Consider the following 17,832-nt stretch of genomic DNA (forward strand, 5'->3'; position numbering starts at 1 on the left):
GTACTGCACTCGAAGGGGTGTGGGAGAGTAGGTCGCCGCCGCGCAATCTTTACGGTAAGGGCCATCCCGGTTGGGGTGGCCCTTTCTGCTTTTCCAGGCTTGTGTCGGCGTCGCCCCACGATGGAGGTTCGCAAGGCGGGCGAAACCGGGCTGAAAGCCGCTCGCCAGCGTCTCACCGCACCCTCCTCTCGAGAGCAACCGAGGGGCGGGACGAATGCGCACATCACTGGTAACAACGGCAGCCGTGGGGCTGGCACTGGTCGGCATGACCGCGCTGCAGGGAAGCGCGCTCGCCGAACCCGAACCCAGGGACGTCGCGGCCGGCACGAGGCTGACCGCGCAGACGAACCCAGCGGTCCAGCAGATCTCGATGTCCTACGTCGCGACGGTCGCGTTCCCCGAGCCGGTTCCGACGAAGGCCTTCGAGGCCCTTCTGACGAAGGCCGAGCGGCACGCGAAGGCGGGCCGGATTCCCGCCGACCACCAGAGCCAGGTCAAATGGGTGCTCAGGACGGCGGCGCAGGATGTCGGCAGATACCTCCGGCCCGGCAAGGGCGTGCGGAAGGTCGCCGCGTCGGTCGACAGCGTCTGCACCGGCTGGTGGATCACGCCCGACGGCTACATGGTGACCGGCGCGCACTGTGTCAGCACCGGAAAGGCCGAGCTACGGCAGGGGTTCGCCGACAAGACGCTGCCTCCGGTCGTCCAGGGTGAGGTGCGCGGCTTCCTCAAGAGCGTCTCCGATCTCGCGCAGCCCGATGACGGAATGGCGAAGCTCGCCCGGAAGATGTTCACCGCCTACGAGCGCAAGACGATGCGGGTGCTGCGTGTCAGGAAACAGCTCAGCGTCACGATGCACGACAGCAGGGGCAGGATCAGCGCGCAGCCGCTCAACGTGGTCACCAAGGGAGACGACTGGCCGGGTGAGGACTTCGCGCTGGTGAAGATGGCGGGGGCCCGCGCCCTGCCGACCGTGCCGCTGGGCCGCGACGGCGACGTCAGGGTGGGCGACGACGTCTATCTCAGCGGCTTCCCCGTCATCACGCTGGCCAGTGCGGCCCTGGACCGCCGGTCGAAGCTGTACCCGTCGGTGACCGAGGGCGCCTACAACGTGAGGCGCTCCAGCGCGCGGGGCGTGCCGTACCTGCAGGTGCAGGCGCCGGCGTACCCGGGCAACTCGGGAGGTCCCGTGTTCGACAAGGACGGCCGGGTGGTCGGGATGACCATCGCGGTGGCGACGACGCTGGACGGGGAGCTCACCGAGGCCGCCACGTTCGTGCTGCCGGTGAGCGTCATCAAGAAGCGGTTGCGGGCCGCGGGGGTGACGCCCGTCGTCTCGGAGACGTCGCGGGTCTACAGCGCTGCGCTGGAGGACTACTTCGCCGGGCATTACGAGGCGGCGCTGGACGGCTTCCGCCGCGTCCGGAAGCTGTACCCGGCTCACCCCTACGTGGGGGCGTTCATCACGGACGCGAAGAACGCCCGGCACTGACGGCCGAACGGCCCGCGTCCCATCACCGAGGACGGCCGGACCGGACGGAAGGCCTGCGCCCCCATCACGGAGGCGCGGGTCTCCCCATGGCCAGCAGGAGCCGGACAGCCTCCCGAGACAGCATGCGGTATCTCGACCGCGTGGATCTCCCGGTGCACGTGAGGACGCGGGCTCCCGTTGCCATGGGCCTCCGCACCGCACCGCACCGCACCGCCCGAGGGCGCGGTCGGCGACCGTTCGGTTCCGGGTCACGGACGGGTGCGGGCTCCGGTCCCAGTGGGTCTTCGCCCAGCCCCGCCTGAGGGCGCGGTCGGCGACCGGTCGGTTCGGGTCGCGGAAGGACGCGGGCTGCGGCCAGGTGCGTCCTCCCGTGTCGCGGGGCGATGCGGGAGTCGTCGTCCCGGGTGTTACGGGAGGATCAGGAGCGCGTCTCCGACCGGGCGTTCCCTGCCGTCCGACGGCTTGTTGACGACCTTGCCGCCCACCACCATCGCCGTGGACCCGCCGCCGTCGAGGTTGATCGCCTGGACGGCGCCCAGCCACTTCATCAGCTGCGCCGCCTCGATCATGTTCGCGCCGACCGTGATGCCCGGCTTGCGCCCGTCGACCGTGGCCAGGACCAGGCCGCCCGAGCGGGTGACGCCGGCGAGCGTGCGCGGGTGCCGGCGCAGGATCATGTTGACCGAGTCGTGGCCGTCGCGCTTGGCCGTGACCCTGATGCGGCCGTTGCGGATGAGGCCGACGCCGCCGCCGATGACGCTCACGTCAGGCGTGAGCACGATCCTGCGTCCGGTGCGCTCGTCGATCACCTGGGTGTCGACGGTGACCGTCCAGCTCTCCCACGCGTGCTCCCACAGCCAGTCGGCCGCGGTGCCCGTGCCGTGTAGGATCCGCGCCCCGGCCGGTACGGCACCGCCGGCCTGGCGCAGCGCGGTGACCTTGCCGGAGGCGTCGATGACGGCCTCGGCGCCGCCGTCGGCGGGGGTCTTGACGCCGTACTCCTCGGTGTAGAGGACCAGCTCGTTGGCGGCGGGCAGCCGGTTGACGCCGTTGACGTCGAGGCGTTGGCCGTCCTGGGAGACGGCCACGACGCTGGTCTTGAGCTCGGTGATGCGGGCCGTGCGCCCCTTGAGGATGAGGGCGGAGCGGCCGGGGACGGCTTCGCTGAGCAGGCGGCCGCGGACCACGGAGATGCCGACGGGCTCGCCGCGCAGGGCGGGAGAGGTGTGGATGTTGAAGAAGCCGCCGTTGACGGCGGCGATCGCCTTCTGCGCCTTGGCCATCGACGAGGTGGTCTCGCGCTTGGCGACGCTGGTGCCGAGGCTGGCGGCGTAGGAGCCGCGGAAGCCGCGCGGGTCGATGGTCAGGACCTGCATCTCCCACGGGCCGGTGGTCTTCACGCCGTCGTCGCCGAGGTAGTCGGCGCGGGCCTTGACGCCCGCGTCGGACAGCTCCTTGGCGGCCTTGTCGGCCTTGGCCTTGTCCTTGAAGGGCCACAGGCCCACGCGGACCATGTAGATCTCCTCCGCGGGGTCGTCGGACACCGCGGGCCTGATGACCTTCTGGACGCTGGCGGTCTGCCCGGCGGCTTCGACCTCGGCGGCCTTGGCTTCGGCGTTCTCGCGGGTGCCGTAGTCGCGGCCGTTCGGCATGAGCACCGTGACGGTGTAGCCGTCGCCCGCGGTGCCCGTCGAGACGCCGTACAGGTCGATGCCGCTGGTCACGGTCTTCTGCGTCTTCGTCGGAACGCCGCGTTCGCCGAGGGGGAACCTCGCCGAGGGGAAGGGCGCCGATACCTCCTGTGCGATGACGGGCACCGCGGAGGTGACCGTGAGAGCGGCGGCCATGGCCAGGCCGACGATGGCGCGTCGAGACATGAAAACTCCCCGTAGATCAAAGACAAGCCGGTCCATCCTGGCGAGATCAACTACGGAGAGGGGGCGAAACACGCGAATCAGTTGAAGACAGTTATCCAATTGACACGACAATGCCGGATTCGGCTGCGGAAAGTGACCACTCGGCGTTACCTTTCGGTAGGCCGCACATCAAGGTTTCGCGCGGCACACCATCCCGAGAGGCAGCCGACATGGGGCTGAGCATCCTCCTTGTGATCATCGCGAGCGTGGTGCTGGGGTTCGTCCTCGGCGCGTTCGTGGCGCGTCCCCGCCGGTGGGACCTGTACATCTGCGCGGACGAGACGATCCATGCCGCAGTGACGCGGGATCACCGCGGGTGACCGGACCGGGCGCAAGCCGTGCGGCACCTGGGGCCGGTACGGCTTGCGCCCTATAATGGGGTCATGACTATCAGCATGTGGTGGCGGCCGTTCGACGGCCACTGACCTCCGCATGCGCAAGGGCCGTCCTCGGGCGGCCTTTCGTGGTGTCTGGGGACGCTTTCTCGAAAAGGACCCAAAATGCACCACACCGTACTAACAGGTGACAGGCCGACCGGCGCGCTCCATCTCGGGCACTATTTCGGCACGCTGGCCAACCGGGTGAAGCTGCAGGACGTGCACGAGATGTTCGTGCTGGTCGCCGACTATCAGGTGATCACCGACAGGGACCTGCCGGGTGCGATCCAGGCCAACATCGACGATCTCCTTCTCGACTATCTCGCCGTCGGCCTCGACCCCCGCAAGGTGACGATCTTCCAGCACAGCGCCGTCCCCGAGCTGAACCAGTTGCTGTTGCCGTTCCTGTCGCTGGTCAGCATGGCGGAGCTGCAGCGGAACCCGACGGTGAAGGACGAGATCGCGCACAGCTCGCAGAGCGCGGTCAGCGGCCTGATGTTCACCTATCCCGTCCACCAGGCCGCCGACATCCTGTTCTGCAAGGGCACGCTCGTGCCCGTCGGCAAGGACCAGCTGCCCCACGTCGAGGTGACCAGGCTGGTCGCGCGCCGCTTCAACGAGCGCTACGGCCCGGTCTTCCCCGTGCCCGAGGCGATGATGGGCGCCGCGCCGCTGCTCAACGGCCTGGACGGCGGCAAGATGAGCAAGTCGAGAGGCAACGCGATCGCGCTGAAGGACACCGAGGACCAGACCGCGGCGCTGATCCGCGCGGCCCGCACCGACTCCGACCGCCACATCACCTACGACCCTGAGGGGCGCCCTGAGGTCGCCAACCTCCTGCGGCTGGCGGGCCTCTGCCTCGGCCGCGCCCCCGGCGAGATCGCCGAGGAGATCGGGTACGGCGGCGCGGCACAGCTGAAGCGGGTGCTGACCGAGGCGGTCAACGAGTTCCTCCGCCCGATCCGGGCGCGCAGGAACGCCGTGGACGTGGCTGAGGCGCGCCAGGTGCTGGGCGAGGGGAACGCGCGCGCGAGGGAGCGGGCCGTCGAGACGCTGGAGGAGGTGCGGAAGGCGATGGGCTTCTAGCGGTCAGTGCGCCTGGTAGACCTTGCGCAGCGTCTCGTGGACGGTCCAGGTGGTCTTCGCCCCCTCGGGCAGGAGGCAGACGTCGCCTGGGCCGACCTCGACGCTCTCGCCGCCCTCGACGTCGATCGTGGCCCGGCCCGACAGGACCACGAAGATCTCGTCGCGCTCCACGTCGGTCACCACGCCGGGGGTGATCTCCCAGATGCCGCGCCCCTCGTCCAGCTCGGCCACCGAGGTGACGGGCGTGCCGGAGACGATCTGCGCGGGGTCGAGCGGGTCGGGGTCGAGCGGGACGTCGGCGACGTGCATGACGCGGATCAACGGTTCTCCCTACGGAAGGATTCGAGGGCCAGCAGGGCCACGTGGAGCGAGAGGCACGACTCGACGTCGTCCAGGTCGGTGTCGAGGATGCGCTCGAGGCGGCGCAACCGGTCGTAGAAGGCCGGGCGCGACAGGTGCGCCTTCTGGGCGGCGACCGCCTTGTTGCGGCCGGCGTCCAGGTAGATGCGCAGGATCCGGGTGAGGTCGCCGCCGCGCTGGGCGTCGTGCGCCAGCAGCGGGCCGAGCTCGCGCTCGGCGAACGTCTGGATCCTCGCGTCGTCGCGCAGCAGGTGGAGCAGGCCACGCAGGCGCAGGTCGGGCAGGCGGTAGTAGGCCCGGCCGTCCGGCTGGCGGACCGCCACGTCGGCGACCTGCTCGGCCTCGAGGAAGCTGCGCCGTACGTCGCGGATGGACTCCACCGCCGAGCCCGCGGCGAGCACGAACGCCGAGCCCGGCTTCCACAGGGCGCGCAGCCGCTCGGCGAGCGCGGTCAGGGCGGGCTCGACCGCCGTGCGGGGCGGCAGCGGAAGCAGCACGCCGACGCGATCCTGGTCGAGCGCGCCCACGAGCGCGGGCAGCTTGGCGTCGCGGCAGACGGCCGCGGTGGCCTCGGCCAGCTCGCCGAGCTGCGCCTGACCGTCGATCGTCTGGTCGAAGGGCTCGACGAGGCGCAGGACGACACTGACGAGCTTGCGTCCGGTGAGCGGCACGCCGACCGCGCGGGCGCGGGCGGCGGCCTCCTCGGGGTCGGCGTAGGCGTGGGTGAGGATGCCGGTGATGATCGTGCCGTGCGCCTGCCGTTCGAGGGACTCCTGATGGCGTTCCAGTAACCTGCCCAGCGCCAGGGTGGTGGCGGCGCGCTCGGCCAGCACCATCTCGCGCGGGCCCGGCTGCGCGTCGCAGATGAGGATGAGCCGTCCCCAGTCCTGCCCGCGGGCGCCGACCGTGGTCACCAGCCAGCCGGCGGCGGGGTCGTAGGCGGTGCGGTCCTGCGGGGAGACCGCGCGTGACCTGGTCTCCCAGCCGGCCAGCAGCGCGCCCGTGTCGCGGCCCGCCGACTCGCAGGCCAGCACCTGGTGCGCGAGATTCTCCAGCAGCACCGGCCGGCCGGACAGCCTGGCCACCTGGGCCAGGACCTCGGCGGGCGAGGCGCCCTCGACCGACAGCTCGGTGAAGACCTCGTGCAGCTGCTCGGAGGCGCGCAGCTCCTCCAGCTGGATGTCGATGATCCTGGCGTGCACCGACTCGGTGATCTGCACGAACGGCGTCTCGCGGGCCAGCACGATCAATGGGAAGCCGTGGTCCTCGGCCGCCTTGACCACCGCGCGGGGCAGCTCGCGCACGAACCTGCGGCCCAGCTCCACGACCAGGCCCGCCGCGCCGACCGCGGACAGCTCGCCGATGTAGGCGGCCAGCTTCTCGGGGTCCTCGGGCAGGGCGACCCCCGTGGTGAGGACCAGCTCGCCGCCACGCAACAGGTGTGCGATGTCGGCGATCTCGCCGACGTGCACCCACCGCACCTTGCTGTCGAGCCGGTCCGCGCCCGCGACCACGCGGGGGTTGCCCCTGCGAACGGTCTCCAGGGCCAGGACGTCGGCGATTGTGGGCAGCACGCGTGGAGCTTATCCGATCAGGATGTAATTGAGGGCATTCACCCGCTTACAGCCTGTCGATGATTTGTCGATGAATATCGTGATCTAGGAGCGCTGTCCCGAGGGGTTCGACGTCCCCAGGTCCACCGTCTGTGCGGCGACCACCACGATGAGCACCCGGAGGCCCCCGGCCATCGGGACGGTCCGCCCGCCCAGCCCCCGGCCGGTCGTGCGGTCCCGGCGAGCCTCCGGCCACAACGCCTGCCGTACCGGCCGGGCGGCAGGAGCGGGGCAAGGAAAGTGCGCCCTCGTCGGCTTTCTGTGCCATTTCCGGTGCCTGTCCAAGTCGGTCGATGCGCCGATCGTCCGGTTCGGGGATCTTGACCCGTCCCGGTGCCGCGCAAGATCGTCAACGGCGACGGCCGACACGCGGCCACCGTCCCGGAAGGTGCGTGAACCCCATGCCCAGAATCTCGCGAGTCCTGGCGCCCGCGGCGCTGGCCGCGTTGCTGCTGCACACCGCCCCCGCCGCCGCCGACACCGCGCCCGCCGGCCAGTCCTCCGCCGGCGTCGTCGCCGCGGCGACTCCCGAGAGCGTGTGCGGCACCGGCTACCGGATCATCGACTCGATCCCGATCTCCACCCCGAAGCTCTGGGCGACGGTCTACCTGCTCTACAACGGCGGCAACGGCTACAACTGCGTGGTCACCTGGAAGAACGCCAACGTGGGCGTGCGCACCTACACCGAGGCGCGGATCCAGGTACAGGGGTCGAGCACCATCTACCGCAACGGCGGCGACTTCACCACCTACGCGGGCCCGGTCCGGGTCCAGGCGGCGGGCAAGTGCGTCCAGTTCGGCGGTGTCGCCTCCGACGCGCCCGGCGGCCAGCGCTTCCAGTCGCTGAGCCCGTGGGGTCACTGCGGCTGACCGATCCGGGCTCGCCGGTCGAGGCGCTGATCGACGGGCCTCGACCGCACCCGGGCATCGGGCGGATGATCGCCCGCCGTGAGCACGGCGAGGCCGCCGCCCGCGCGAGGGCGAGCGGCGACCTCCCTGGTGCCGTCGCGCTCTCGCGTGGCTCGGCACCTCCCGGTCCGGGTCGTCGCACGCTCATCACGCAGAGCGGCGGGCGCCGCGCGGCGGCGGCGCTCACCGGGCGCGGGCGGGCAGGCGCGCCATCGGGAGCCTGCCGATCTTCTGCCGGTAGCGGCGCAGCACCATCGCGCGCACGGGAACGAGCAGCCGGTAGCGGCGGCCCGTGGCGCTCTCGAACGGCAGCACGCAGCCACGGTCCACCAGCGCGGCCAGCACCCCCGGCACGCTCGCGGCGTCCAGCGGCGGTTCGGCGCACTCGCCCATCGCGCAGGGGAGCCCGAAGTCGCCGGGAAAGGCGGCCACCCTGAGCAGCAGCACCCGTTGCAGGCTCGACAGTCCCTGCCAGAGCTGGTCGAGCCCTTCGGCGAAGCGGGCCGCGGCCGGGTTCACGTCGTCGATGAGCGCGCCCAGGTCGTGCTCGGCCTGCTCGGCCAGCACCCGCAGCGGAAAGGCGCGCGTCAGCGAGGCCAGGCTCTCGATGACGGCGGGGACCCCGTCGGCCCGCGCGCCCAGCCGACGCAGCCACGGCAGGTCGTCGGGGCCGAAGTCCAGTCCCGGTACGGCCTCGGCGGCCCTGGCCCGCAGCAGTCGCTCGGCCGCCTCGGCCTCCAGCGGACCCAGGCTCCAGATGACCTCACCCGACACGCCGAGGGGGCGTCGCGCCGTGACCAGGACGGTGAGGTCGGGTCTGGCCGCCGTCAGCCGCTCGACGGCGGCGCGCACCTCACCCATCCGCTCGTCGCAGCCGTCGGCGACGAGCAGCGCGGGCCCCGCGCCAGGGGGCGGTGCCAGCGGCTCGTGCGGCCGTGCGAGCCGTACGCCGCAGGGAAAGTGGCCGGACACCCGCACGGCCAGCTCCGCGCACAGCCGTGACTTGCCGATCCCCGGCGGGCCGATCACGGTGACCAGCCGCCGCCGGCGTACGAGGGCGGCCAGCCCCGCGTGGTCGCGCTCCCTGCCGACGAGCCGGGCCCGTGCCCCCGGGCCCTGATCCTCGTCCTCCCCGTAGTCCCCGCTGTCCCCGTGTTCCCCGTGGTCCCCGTCTTCTCTGTGGCGCCCGTCTTCTCTGTGGTGCCCGTCCGCCGGGTGGGCGGTCTCACCCGTGCCGCCGCTCCTGCCCTGGGTCCCGTCCGGCGGGTCGCTTCCGGTGAGGGCGCACAGGTGCGACTGGCGTAACAGCGTGCCGGGCTCGATGCCGAGCTCCACCGCCAGGCGCCGCCTGATCCGGTCGAACGTCACCGCCGCGGCCCCCTGCTGTCCGGTGGCGACCAGCCCGTCGATCAGGATCGCGTGCGCCTCCTCGTCCAGCGAGTCGGCCCGGCACAGGCGCTCCACCAGGCCGATGGCCAGCTGTGGCCGCCCCTCGTCGAGCGCCGTCCTGGCCGCGCGCCTGGTGACCGTGTCCTGCTCGGCCAGCAGCGACTCGATGATGCGGCTGTCGGCGCGCCGTTCGGGAACGTTGGCGAAGGGGCGCCCGCGCCACAGCGCGAGTGCGGCCGTGAGCGTCTCGCTCGTCGCGTCCGTCCTGGCGACCTCGTGGCGGAACACCTCCAGATCGGTGCGTCCGCCGTCCAGGTCGAGGTGGTAATCGTCCGAGCCGGTGACCACACGCAGCCGGGTCTCGCCCGACGCGCTCAGCCAGGCGCGCAGCCTGCAGACGGCCAGATGGAGGGCGCCCTTGGGGTCGCGGGGCGGCTGGTCCTGCCACACGACCCTGATGATCTCGGCCGACGGCACCGGCGTTCCCGCCGAGACGGTCAGCAGGCCGAGCAACGCCCGCAGCAACGGGGCGGACGGCGTGAGCACCCCGTCGTCGCGGATCAGCCCGACGGCCCCCAGCACGCCGACCGATACGTGGCTCATTCCGGTCCGACTTCGCGAACCTGATCAACGTTCATGTCGCTGATCGTGGGACAGGGTGCTTTCCTCGACCTTTCCTCGGCCTTTCGCCCCGCGCCGAGCGGTGGCCGTCTGTGCTCGCGGCTCACCGGACCGGCACCGGGCCCTCGCCGGGTCCCCTCGGTCTGACCGGCACGACGGGGCGGCGGACCGGCAGTCCCGCCTCGATCCACGCCTGGAAGCCCCCGATCACGTCGGTGGCCAGGGACAACCCGATCTCGCGCAGGCTTGCGGCGGCGAGGGTGGAGGAGTAGCCCTCGTCGCACAGCACGATCCACCGCAGGCCGGGTAAGGCGGCCTCGGGGATGCGGGCCGCGCTTCGCGGGTCGAGCCGCCACTCCAGGTGGTTGCGCTCGATCACGATGGCGCCCGGAGCCTCGCCGTCCCTGCGCCGCTGCCACTCGGGACGGGTGTCGGCGAGCAGGCCGTCGCCGGCGCGAGTCAACGCCCATGCCTGCTCGGGGGTCAGCCGCGCAAGCCCGGTACGGGCACGCAGCAGCAGATCGTCGATGCTCACGACGCTCCACAGGAAGGGGGAGGGGTTGGCGGAGGCGGACGGGAATCGAACCCGCCGCGCCGAGATACTCGGCGCCACCGGTTTTGAAGACCGGGAGGGCCACCAGGCACCTGGTCGCCTCCACTCAGCACCCTAGCGGATCATGATCGTGGCGTCTCCCGCCTCCACCAATTCGCCGATCACCGGGGCGCCCGGGATCTCTCCCGCGACCAGCAGCCCGCCTGAGGTCTGCGCGTCGGCCAGCAGCAACAGCGTCTCCTCCGCGGCCGTGCCCGTGTCGAGACGCGGGGCCACCCACTCCAGGTTGCGCCGCGACCCGCCCGGCACGTACCCGTCGCGGACCGCCTCCCGCGCGCCCGCCAGCACCGGTACGGCGGCGGCGTCGACGACCGCGCTCAGCCCCGACGCCCTGGCCATCTTGAACAGGTGCCCCAGCAGCCCGAACCCGGTCACGTCGGTGGCGCAGGTGACGCCCGCGTCGAGCGCCGCCCGCGAGGCCTCGGCGTTGAGCGTCGTCATGATCTCGACCGCCTCGGCGAACACCTCGCCCGTGGCCTTGTGCCGGTTGTTGAGCACGCCGAGGCCGAGCGGCTTGGTCAGCGACAGCGGCGCGCCGGCCTTGCCCGCGTCGTTGCGCATCAGCCGGTCGGGGTCGGCCAGCCCGGTCACGGCCATGCCGTACTTGGGCTCGACGTCGGTCACGCTGTGCCCGCCCGCCAGATGGCAGCCGGCCCGCGCGGCGACCTCCGCACCGCCGCGCAGCACCTCCCTGGCCAGCTCGTACGGCAGGCGCTCGCGCGGCCAGCACAGCAGGTTGAGCGCCACCACGGGCCGCCCGCCCATGGCGTACACGTCCGAGAGCGCGTTGGCCGCCGCGATCCGCCCCCAGTCGTAGGGGTCGTCGACCACGGGGGTGAAGAAGTCGGCGGTGCTCACGACCGCCGTGCCGCCCTCGATCCTGACGACCGCGGCGTCGTCGCCGGTCTCCAGGCCGACGACCAGTTCGCCGAGCGGATCGGTGGGCGTCACGCCGAACCCGGTCAGCACCTCCTCCAGCTCACCGGCCGGGATCTTGCACGCACAGCCACCGCCCTGGGCGAATTGCGTCAATCTCACCATGATCAGACTCTAGAGGCATCTATCTTGATCGACATGACCGATCCGCGGCGATTCATCCCACGAACGGATGCCGTGCTCGCCGACCCTCGGCTCCATGAGGCCACGGTACGGCTGGGCCGTACCCGGGTGAAAGCCGCCGTCGCCGAGGCGCAGCGGCGCGCCAGGCAAGGTGACATCGCGCCCGGCGAGGTGGTGGCGGCGGTCCTCGACGAGCTGAGCGGGTCGGGTCCGCGCAGGGTCGTCAACGCCACCGGCGTGCTCCTGCACACCAACCTCGGCAGGGCGCCGCTGTCACCGGCGGCGATCGAGGCCGTGCGGGCCGCCGCCGGCACCACCGACGTGGAGTTGGACCTGGCCACCGGACGCAGGGGACGGCGGGGCAGGGGCGCCTTGGCGGCGCTGGCCAGGGCGGTCCCCGAGGCCGGCGCCGTGCACGTGGTCAACAACAACGCCGCGGCGCTCGTGCTGGCGGCCACGGCGCTGGCCCAGGGGAGCGAGATCGTGGTCAGCAGGGGCGAGCTCGTCGAGATCGGCGACGGTTTCCGGCTGCCCGACCTGCTCGCCTCGACCGGGGCGCGGCTGCGCGAGGTGGGCACCACCAACAGGACGCGCGTCGCCGACTACGCCGACGCCGTCGGCCCCGACACCGGGTTCGTGCTGAAGGTGCACCCGTCCAACTACCGCATCGAGGGTTTCACGGCGACACCGGAGATCGCCGAGCTGGCCGGGCTCGGCGTGCCGCTGGTCGCCGACGCGGGGTCCGGGCTGCTGCGGCCCGAGCCCGCGCTGCCCGGCGAGCCCGACGCGGCCACCTGGCTCGCGCAGGGCGCCGACCTGGTCACCGCCAGCGGCGACAAGCTGCTCGGCGGCCCGCAGTGCGGCCTGCTGCTGGGCCGGGCCGACCTGATCGACCGGCTGCGCCGCCACCCGCTGGCCCGCGCACTGCGGGTGGACAAGCTCACGCTCGCCGCGCTCGAGGCCACGGTCGAGGGGCCGCCGCCGCCGACGGCGCTGGCCCTGCACGCCGACCCCGCCGACCTGCTGGCCAGGGCCACGACGCTCGCCGTACGGCTGGCCGGCAAGGGGCTGGCGGCCGAGGCCGTGACCAGCGTGGCCCGCGTCGGCGGCGGCGGCGCGCCCGGCGTCGAGCTGCCGAGCGCCGCCGTCGCCCTGGACGAGTGGCTCGCCGAGCCGCTGCGGCTGGGCGAGCCGCCCGTCCTCGGCCGCGTCGAGCGCGGGCGCTGCCTGCTCGACCTGCGGGCGCTGGCTCCTGACGACGACCGGATCCTGTTCGACGCGGTGGTGGCCGCATGCGGGTGATCGCCACCGCGGGACACGTCGACCACGGCAAGTCCACGCTGCTGCGCGCGCTGACCGGGATGGAGCCCGACCGCTGGGAGGAGGAGCGCCGGCGCGGGCTGACCATCGACCTCGGCTTCGTGTGGACCGGCGACCTCGCCTTCGTCGACGTGCCGGGCCACGAGCGCTTCCTGACCAACATGCTGGCAGGCGTGGGCCCGGTGCCCGCCGTGCTGTTCGTCGTGGCGGCCGACGAGGGCTGGCGGGTGCAGTCGCAGGAGCACCTCGACGCCGTCACCGCGCTGGGCATCGCGCACGGGGTGCTCGCGATCACCAGGGCCGACCTGGCCGACCCGGCGGCGGCGCTGGCCGAGGCGCGGGCCGGCCTCGAGGGCACCACGCTGGAGGGCATCCCGGCGGTGGCCGTCAGCGCCCGCACCGGCGCGGGCATGCCGGAGCTGCGCGCCGCCCTCGCGGCGCTGGCGGCGGCGCTGCCCGACCCCGATCCGGCGTCCGACGTGCGGCTGTGGATCGACAGGGTGTTCACGATCGCGGGACGGGGCACCGTCGTCACCGGCACGCTCGGCGCGGGCCGGCTGGCGACCGGCGACACCCTGCGGGCCGGCGGCCGGACCCTGCGGGTGCGCGGCCTGCACAGCCTCGGGCAGGCGTGCGACGAGATCGCCGGGCCCGCCCGGGTGGCGGTCAACGTGCGCGGCGCCGCCGCCGACGGTCTGCGGCGCGGCGACGTGCTGGTCACGCCGGGCCGCTGGCTGTCCACCGCGGTCCTGGACGTACGGCTGACGCCGCCGGGTGACACGCCGCGGCGGCCGCCCCGTCAGGCGGTGTGGCACATCGGATCGGCCGGCGTGCCGGCCACCGTCAGACGGCTGGGGGACGACACGGCCAGGATTGTCCTGGCGCAGTCGCTGCCGCTGCGGATCGGTGACCGGGCCCTGCTGCGCGACCCCGGCAGCCGCCACCTGTGGGGGGCCACGGTCCTCGACGTCCGGCCGCCGGAGCTGCGGCGCCGCGGCGCTGCCGGACAGCGGGCGGCCGAGCTCGCGGCCATGGACGGCCGCGCCGACCTCGCCGCCGAGCTGGCCAGGCGCGCTCTGGCCCGGCGTGACGACCTGGCCGCCATGGGCGTGCCCGGCACCGGCACCCCCGGCACCGGCACCCCCGGCACCCCCGCCGACGGCGCCCCCCGTACCGGCACTTCCGGCGCCGGCGACCTCGGCGGGGCGGTGGTCGTGGGTGAGTGGCTGGTGGACCCCGCCGCGTGGGCGGCCTGGCGGGACCGGCTGGCCGGGCTCGTCGAGGCGCGAGCCGCGCGCGATCCGCTGGACCCGGGGCTGCCCGTGGAGGCGGCCCGGCAGGCCCTCGGGCTGCCCGACAGGGCGCTGGTGGACGCGCTCGCCGCGCCCCTGCGGCTGAAGAGGGAACGGGGGCGGCTGCTGCCGCCGACGGCGGCGCTCCCACCCGCCACCGAGCGGGCGGTCCGCGCGCTGGAGGCCGGCTGGACGGCCGAGCCCTTCGCCGCCCCCGACAGCGACCGGCTGGCCGCCCTCGGCCTGGACGCCCGCGCTCTGGCCGCGGCCGAGGCCGCCGGGCGGCTCACGCGCCTGGCGCCGGGCGTCGTCCTGCCGCCCGACGCCGCCGGACGGGCGGTCGCCGTACTCGCCACCCTGCCCCGCACGTTCACCACGGCGCAGGCCAGGCAGGCGCTCGGCACCTCCCGCCGCGTCGCGATCCCGCTGCTGGAGAGCCTCGACGCGGCGGGGGTCACCCGCAGGGCGTCGGACGGTGAGCGGGAACTCGTGCGGTCCGCACGGCGGCCGGAGGTCGCCGGCTGACCGGTTCGGGCCGCACGATCAGGCGCCGAGCCGCCGCTCCAGGCCGTCGAGCACGCACAGCAGGCCGAAGTCGAAGTTCACCGCGCGGAGGGTGCGCTCGTCGTGCCGGGCGTACTCGTCGGCACGGGCGATGAGCTCGGGATAGCCGGCCGCCGCCTTCCGCACGACCTCCCGCATGCTCGCGGCGTCGTAGGAGCCGGACTGCGACAAGGCCCGCCAGGCGACCTCGGGGATGGTCGCGCCCATCACGTACGCGGTGATCGCCGAGCCCGCGTAGTCCTGGTCCATCCCGCGGAACCCGGCGAGCCTGAGCGCCGTGCGCAGCATGTCGCCCGCGCGCAGTGACTTGGGGCCGATCGCTGGCATCCGGCCGATCAGGTTCCCGGCCCACGGGTGCGCCAGGATCGCCTGCCGGACGCCGTGCGCGAAGGCGGAGGCGGCGTCCTTCCAGCCCACCACCTCGACGTCGAGGTCCGGGACCTCGCCCCAGATCTCGTCGAAGGCCAGCTCGAGCAGTTCGTCCTTGTTGGCCACGTGCCAGTAGAGGCTGGTGGCCCCCGCGCCCAGCTTGGCGCCGAGCTTGCGCATGCTCAGCGCGTCGAGACCGTCGGCGTCGAGCAGCTCCAGGGCGGCCTTGACGATCTGCTCGCGGGTGAGCCCCTGGCCCTGGGGTCTGCTCTGCCGGGGTTCGCGGGCCCACACCGAGGTGAACTGCTTGGTGGTCACGCCCTCAGCATAAAACGACTCGCACACTGTACGAGTCTTGTCGTACGGTGTGCGAGTGAACTCGAACGCTGTACGAGACCCGCGACGCTGGTGGTCTCTCGTCGTCCTGTGCCTTGCCCTCCTGCCGCTGGTCGTGGACAGCACCGTGCTCAACGTGGCGATCCCGACCCTCATGCGGGATCTCGGGGCCAGCCCCTCGGAGATCCAGTGGATCCTCGACTCCTACGTGCTCGTCTTCGCGGGCCTGCTGCTGACCACCGGAAGCCTGTCCGACCGGTACGGCAGGCGCCGCTTCCTCATCATCGGCCTGGCCGTCTTCGGCGGCGCCTCGCTCCTCGCCGTCCTGGCCGCCGAACCGTGGCAGCTCATCGCCGCCCGAGGGCTGATGGGGGTGGGCGGCGCCATCCTCATGCCCTCCACCCTGTCCATCCTGATCACCACCTTCGACGACGACGAGCGGCGCAAGGCGATGGCCGCGTGGAGCGCCGTGGCGATGCTCGGCGTGATCGCGGGCCCGATCGTGGGCGGCCTCATCATCGCGAACTACTGGTGGGGCTCGGTCTTCCTGCTCAACGCCCCCATCGCGGTGATCGGCATCATCGCCGCCGTCGTCCTCATGCCCGAGACGCGCGGTCCGGCGCGCAGGCTGGACCCACTGGGCGTCGTGCTGTCGGTCGTCGGGCTGTTCTCGCTGGTCTACGTCGTCATCGAGCGCACGTGGAACCCCGTGATGATCACCCTGGCCGTGCTGAGCCTGGGCGGCTTCATGCTGTGGGAGCGCAGGTCGGACAGCCCGATGCTGCCGCTCGGCCTGTTCGGGAACCGCAACTTCAGCGGGTCGTCGTTCTCGATCCTGCTGATGTCGTTCGGCTCCGGCGCGGTGATGCTGATGCTCACCCAGTACCTGCAGTTCGTCCTCCAGTACGGCACCGCGCAGCTCGGCGTGGCGCTGCTGCCGTACGCGATCTCGGCGGCGGTCTTCAACGGCGTCGGGGCCGGGCTCGGCCAGAAGGTCGGCAACCGGACGCTGGTCGTCACCGGCATGCTGGTGATGGGGCTGTCGTTCGTGGTGATGGCGATGGGCGGCGGCTACTGGTCGATGTTCGCGGCCTTCGTGATCATGGGTGCGGGCGGCGGGATCGCGGGGCCCGCGGCGTACACGACGCTCATGGGCGCGGTGCCGGTGGAGCACGCCGGTGTCGGTTCGGCGCTGAACGACACCATCCAGCAGGTGGGCATGGCCCTCAGCATCGCCGCGCTGGGCAGCGTGCTGGCGGGGGTGTACACCTCGTCGATGCCCGAGTCGGCGCCCGCCGCCGCGCGGGAGTCGATCGCCCAGGCGGTACAGCTGTCCCCCGAGGTCGCCGCGGCCGGCAGGGAGGCGTTCAGCGCGGCGATGACCACGGGCGCCTGGATCGGTGCGGCGTCGTGCCTGGCGGCCGCCCTCCTCGCCCTGGCGGTGCTGCGCCCGGCGGCGCCGGTCGCGCCCGTCCCCGCCGAGGTCTGACCCGCCGTGCTCGCCGGCCGCGGGGAGGGGCCGGGTCCCCATGACCGGCCCCTCGACCCGCGGCCGGGAAGGCGCCCGCGCGGGATGTCATCGGGCGGAGGAGTAGCGCGGGCTCTTGAGGTTCTCCAGGCTGTCCAGCTTGTGCACGCGCTCGTCGTGCCCGATCTGGCGCAGCAGGTCGGCCACCGACCGGTGGCGCCCGTACTCCGCCGCGTACGTCCCGGGGTCGGGCATGAACTCCAGCTCAGGGTTCTCCGCCACGAACGTCATGTACTCGTGCTCGGCGTGGTCCTCGAACTCGGCGTTGAGCCGGTAGGAGGCCTCGGGCCTGACCAGGAACAGCACCCACGAGACGTGGTAGTAGAAGAACGAGATGAACCAGGGCGCCACCTTGTGCAGCAGCCAGTTCTGCCTCATCCCGTCGCGCTCGATCAGGTCCTGCATGATCAGCAGGTGCCACTGCTCGTTGTCCTGGTCGGAGCGGGCCTCGACGATCCGCTCGAAGACCCGCTTGGCGAGGGCCGAGCGGCCGGCGTAGCGGTGCACGGCCCAGTAGCCCACCCGCTCCCACGCCTGGTACGGCACGCGGGCGATGATCTCCAGCATCGCGAACTTGGTGAACGATCCTTGCTTGCCGTACAGGAGGTCGACGGGCTTGAACATCATCCTGGCCAGCAGGCTGTAGGCCATGCGCGGGGTGGCCAGGGTGTCGCGCTGCGCCCTGAGCAGCGCTTCGCGGTCGAGCTTCGGCGGACCGGCGGGGGCCTCGGGACGGTCGATCGTGATGGTCATCTCGGGTCTCCTCTTTCGTCGATGACCCGATGGTGCTCGACCGGAGCCCGCGCGGGCGTCCGCCGCCGGAGGGCATTCGGTGTGCCTCTGGCGGTGTAGCGGGCGGAGACGGGGTACGCCGCCAGGCGCACGGGACATCCCCTAGTACTACATCACTAGATCGCGCCTGGTATCTGCTTGGTTTCGCTGCGTGATCAGGCTGGGACGTGCGAGCGTGTCCGCGTGTCCCAGCCTGT

At 72.6% G+C, this 17,832-nt stretch carries 15 protein-coding genes and 1 tRNA gene; 7 read left to right on the plus strand and 9 right to left on the minus strand.

Going from position 1 to position 17,832, the window contains the following annotated elements; translation table 11 throughout:
* The first annotated feature begins 244 nt into the window (after positions 1-244).
* Entirely contained in the window at positions 245-1,492 is a 1,248-nt protein-coding gene (locus ABZX22_RS43965) for a serine protease (protein ID WP_354922936.1), read from the plus strand.
* A gap of 407 nt (positions 1,493-1,899) precedes the next feature.
* Here ABZX22_RS43965 and ABZX22_RS43970 read toward each other — a convergent pair whose 3' ends face one another.
* The gene (locus tag ABZX22_RS43970; protein ID WP_354922939.1) at positions 1,900-3,369 is read right to left on the minus strand and encodes a phosphodiester glycosidase family protein; all 1,470 of its coding nucleotides are present in this window, start codon (positions 3,367-3,369) and stop codon (positions 1,900-1,902) included.
* Between the two features lie 209 nt (positions 3,370-3,578).
* Between ABZX22_RS43970 and ABZX22_RS43975 the strand changes: the two genes are divergently transcribed.
* The gene (locus tag ABZX22_RS43975; protein ID WP_354922942.1) at positions 3,579-3,728 is read left to right on the plus strand and encodes a hypothetical protein; all 150 of its coding nucleotides are present in this window, start codon (positions 3,579-3,581) and stop codon (positions 3,726-3,728) included.
* Positions 3,729-3,908: 180 nt separating this feature from the next.
* The gene (gene trpS, locus ABZX22_RS43980; RefSeq protein ID WP_354922945.1) at positions 3,909-4,871 is read left to right on the plus strand and encodes a tryptophan--tRNA ligase; all 963 of its coding nucleotides are present in this window, start codon (positions 3,909-3,911) and stop codon (positions 4,869-4,871) included.
* A 3-nt stretch (positions 4,872-4,874) separates the two neighbouring features.
* Here the strand turns inward: trpS and ABZX22_RS43985 are convergent, their stop codons facing one another.
* Both ABZX22_RS43985 and ABZX22_RS43990 read right to left on the minus strand, forming a co-directional pair.
* Complete coding sequence (locus tag ABZX22_RS43985; protein WP_354922948.1) at positions 4,875-5,192, minus strand: cupin domain-containing protein; 318 nt, start codon at positions 5,190-5,192, stop codon at positions 4,875-4,877.
* Positions 5,189-6,805 carry a PucR family transcriptional regulator ligand-binding domain-containing protein gene (locus tag ABZX22_RS43990; RefSeq protein ID WP_354922950.1) on the minus strand — a complete coding sequence of 539 codons (1,617 nt, stop codon included), beginning with the start codon at positions 6,803-6,805 and terminating at the stop codon, positions 5,189-5,191. Before ABZX22_RS43990 ends, ABZX22_RS43985 begins: the two co-directional genes overlap by 4 nt.
* 440 nt (positions 6,806-7,245) lie before the next feature.
* Here ABZX22_RS43990 and ABZX22_RS43995 point away from each other — a divergent pair, with 440 nt between their 5' ends.
* On the plus strand, positions 7,246-7,713 hold the full coding sequence (locus ABZX22_RS43995; RefSeq protein ID WP_354922953.1) for a spore-associated protein A: 468 nt from the start codon (positions 7,246-7,248) through the stop codon (positions 7,711-7,713).
* A gap of 222 nt (positions 7,714-7,935) precedes the next feature.
* Here ABZX22_RS43995 and ABZX22_RS44000 read toward each other — a convergent pair whose 3' ends face one another.
* From ABZX22_RS44000 to selD, 4 genes are all read right to left on the minus strand, one after another.
* Complete coding sequence (locus ABZX22_RS44000; RefSeq protein WP_354922956.1) at positions 7,936-9,744, minus strand: BTAD domain-containing putative transcriptional regulator; 1,809 nt, start codon at positions 9,742-9,744, stop codon at positions 7,936-7,938.
* A 121-nt stretch (positions 9,745-9,865) separates the two neighbouring features.
* Positions 9,866-10,297, minus strand: coding sequence for a rhodanese-like domain-containing protein (locus tag ABZX22_RS44005; RefSeq protein WP_354922959.1), 432 nt, complete (start codon positions 10,295-10,297; stop codon positions 9,866-9,868).
* A gap of 26 nt (positions 10,298-10,323) precedes the next feature.
* Positions 10,324-10,419, minus strand: a tRNA-Sec gene (locus ABZX22_RS44010).
* A 10-nt stretch (positions 10,420-10,429) separates the two neighbouring features.
* Positions 10,430-11,416 carry a selenide, water dikinase SelD gene (gene selD / locus ABZX22_RS44015; protein ID WP_354922962.1) on the minus strand — a complete coding sequence of 329 codons (987 nt, stop codon included), beginning with the start codon at positions 11,414-11,416 and terminating at the stop codon, positions 10,430-10,432.
* A 33-nt stretch (positions 11,417-11,449) separates the two neighbouring features.
* Here selD and selA point away from each other — a divergent pair, with 33 nt between their 5' ends.
* Both selA and ABZX22_RS44025 read left to right on the plus strand, forming a co-directional pair.
* The gene (selA, locus tag ABZX22_RS44020; protein WP_354922965.1) at positions 11,450-12,736 is read left to right on the plus strand and encodes an L-seryl-tRNA(Sec) selenium transferase; all 1,287 of its coding nucleotides are present in this window, start codon (positions 11,450-11,452) and stop codon (positions 12,734-12,736) included.
* On the plus strand, positions 12,727-14,571 hold the full coding sequence (locus ABZX22_RS44025; protein ID WP_354922968.1) for a SelB C-terminal domain-containing protein: 1,845 nt from the start codon (positions 12,727-12,729) through the stop codon (positions 14,569-14,571). Before selA ends, ABZX22_RS44025 begins: the two co-directional genes overlap by 10 nt.
* An 18-nt stretch (positions 14,572-14,589) precedes the next feature.
* On the opposite strand, the gene ABZX22_RS44030 is transcribed toward ABZX22_RS44025, so the two are convergent.
* On the minus strand, positions 14,590-15,297 hold the full coding sequence (locus ABZX22_RS44030) for a TetR/AcrR family transcriptional regulator C-terminal domain-containing protein (RefSeq protein WP_354922971.1): 708 nt from the start codon (positions 15,295-15,297) through the stop codon (positions 14,590-14,592).
* 55 nt (positions 15,298-15,352) lie between these two features.
* On the opposite strand from ABZX22_RS44030, the gene ABZX22_RS44035 reads away from it, so the two are divergent.
* Positions 15,353-16,804 (plus strand): MFS transporter, encoded by a 1,452-nt coding sequence (locus ABZX22_RS44035; protein WP_354922974.1) that lies wholly within the window; start codon positions 15,353-15,355, stop codon positions 16,802-16,804.
* A gap of 87 nt (positions 16,805-16,891) precedes the next feature.
* On the opposite strand, the gene ABZX22_RS44040 is transcribed toward ABZX22_RS44035, so the two are convergent.
* Positions 16,892-17,596, minus strand: a complete 705-nt coding sequence (locus ABZX22_RS44040; protein ID WP_354922976.1) for an alternative oxidase — start codon at positions 17,594-17,596, stop codon at positions 16,892-16,894.
* Positions 17,597-17,832: the final 236 nt, after the last annotated feature.

Source organism: Nonomuraea sp. NPDC003804 (assembly GCF_040610675.1).
GTDB lineage: Bacteria > Actinomycetota > Actinomycetes > Streptosporangiales > Streptosporangiaceae > Nonomuraea.

Coding starts and splice junctions, on each gene's coding strand:
- ABZX22_RS44040 (WP_354922976.1), bottom strand. CDS start 17,596: ATGACCATCACGATCGACCGTCCCGAGGCCCCCGCCGGTCCGCCGAAG.
- ABZX22_RS44025 (WP_354922968.1), top strand. CDS start 12,727: ATGCGGGTGATCGCCACCGCGGGACACGTCGACCACGGCAAGTCCACG.
- selD (WP_354922962.1), bottom strand. CDS start 11,416: ATGGTGAGATTGACGCAATTCGCCCAGGGCGGTGGCTGTGCGTGCAAG.
- selA (WP_354922965.1), top strand. CDS start 11,450: ATGACCGATCCGCGGCGATTCATCCCACGAACGGATGCCGTGCTCGCC.
- ABZX22_RS43975 (WP_354922942.1), top strand. CDS start 3,579: ATGGGGCTGAGCATCCTCCTTGTGATCATCGCGAGCGTGGTGCTGGGG.
- ABZX22_RS43995 (WP_354922953.1), top strand. CDS start 7,246: ATGCCCAGAATCTCGCGAGTCCTGGCGCCCGCGGCGCTGGCCGCGTTG.
- ABZX22_RS44000 (WP_354922956.1), bottom strand. CDS start 9,744: ATGAGCCACGTATCGGTCGGCGTGCTGGGGGCCGTCGGGCTGATCCGC.
- ABZX22_RS43970 (WP_354922939.1), bottom strand. CDS start 3,369: ATGTCTCGACGCGCCATCGTCGGCCTGGCCATGGCCGCCGCTCTCACG.
- trpS (WP_354922945.1), top strand. CDS start 3,909: ATGCACCACACCGTACTAACAGGTGACAGGCCGACCGGCGCGCTCCAT.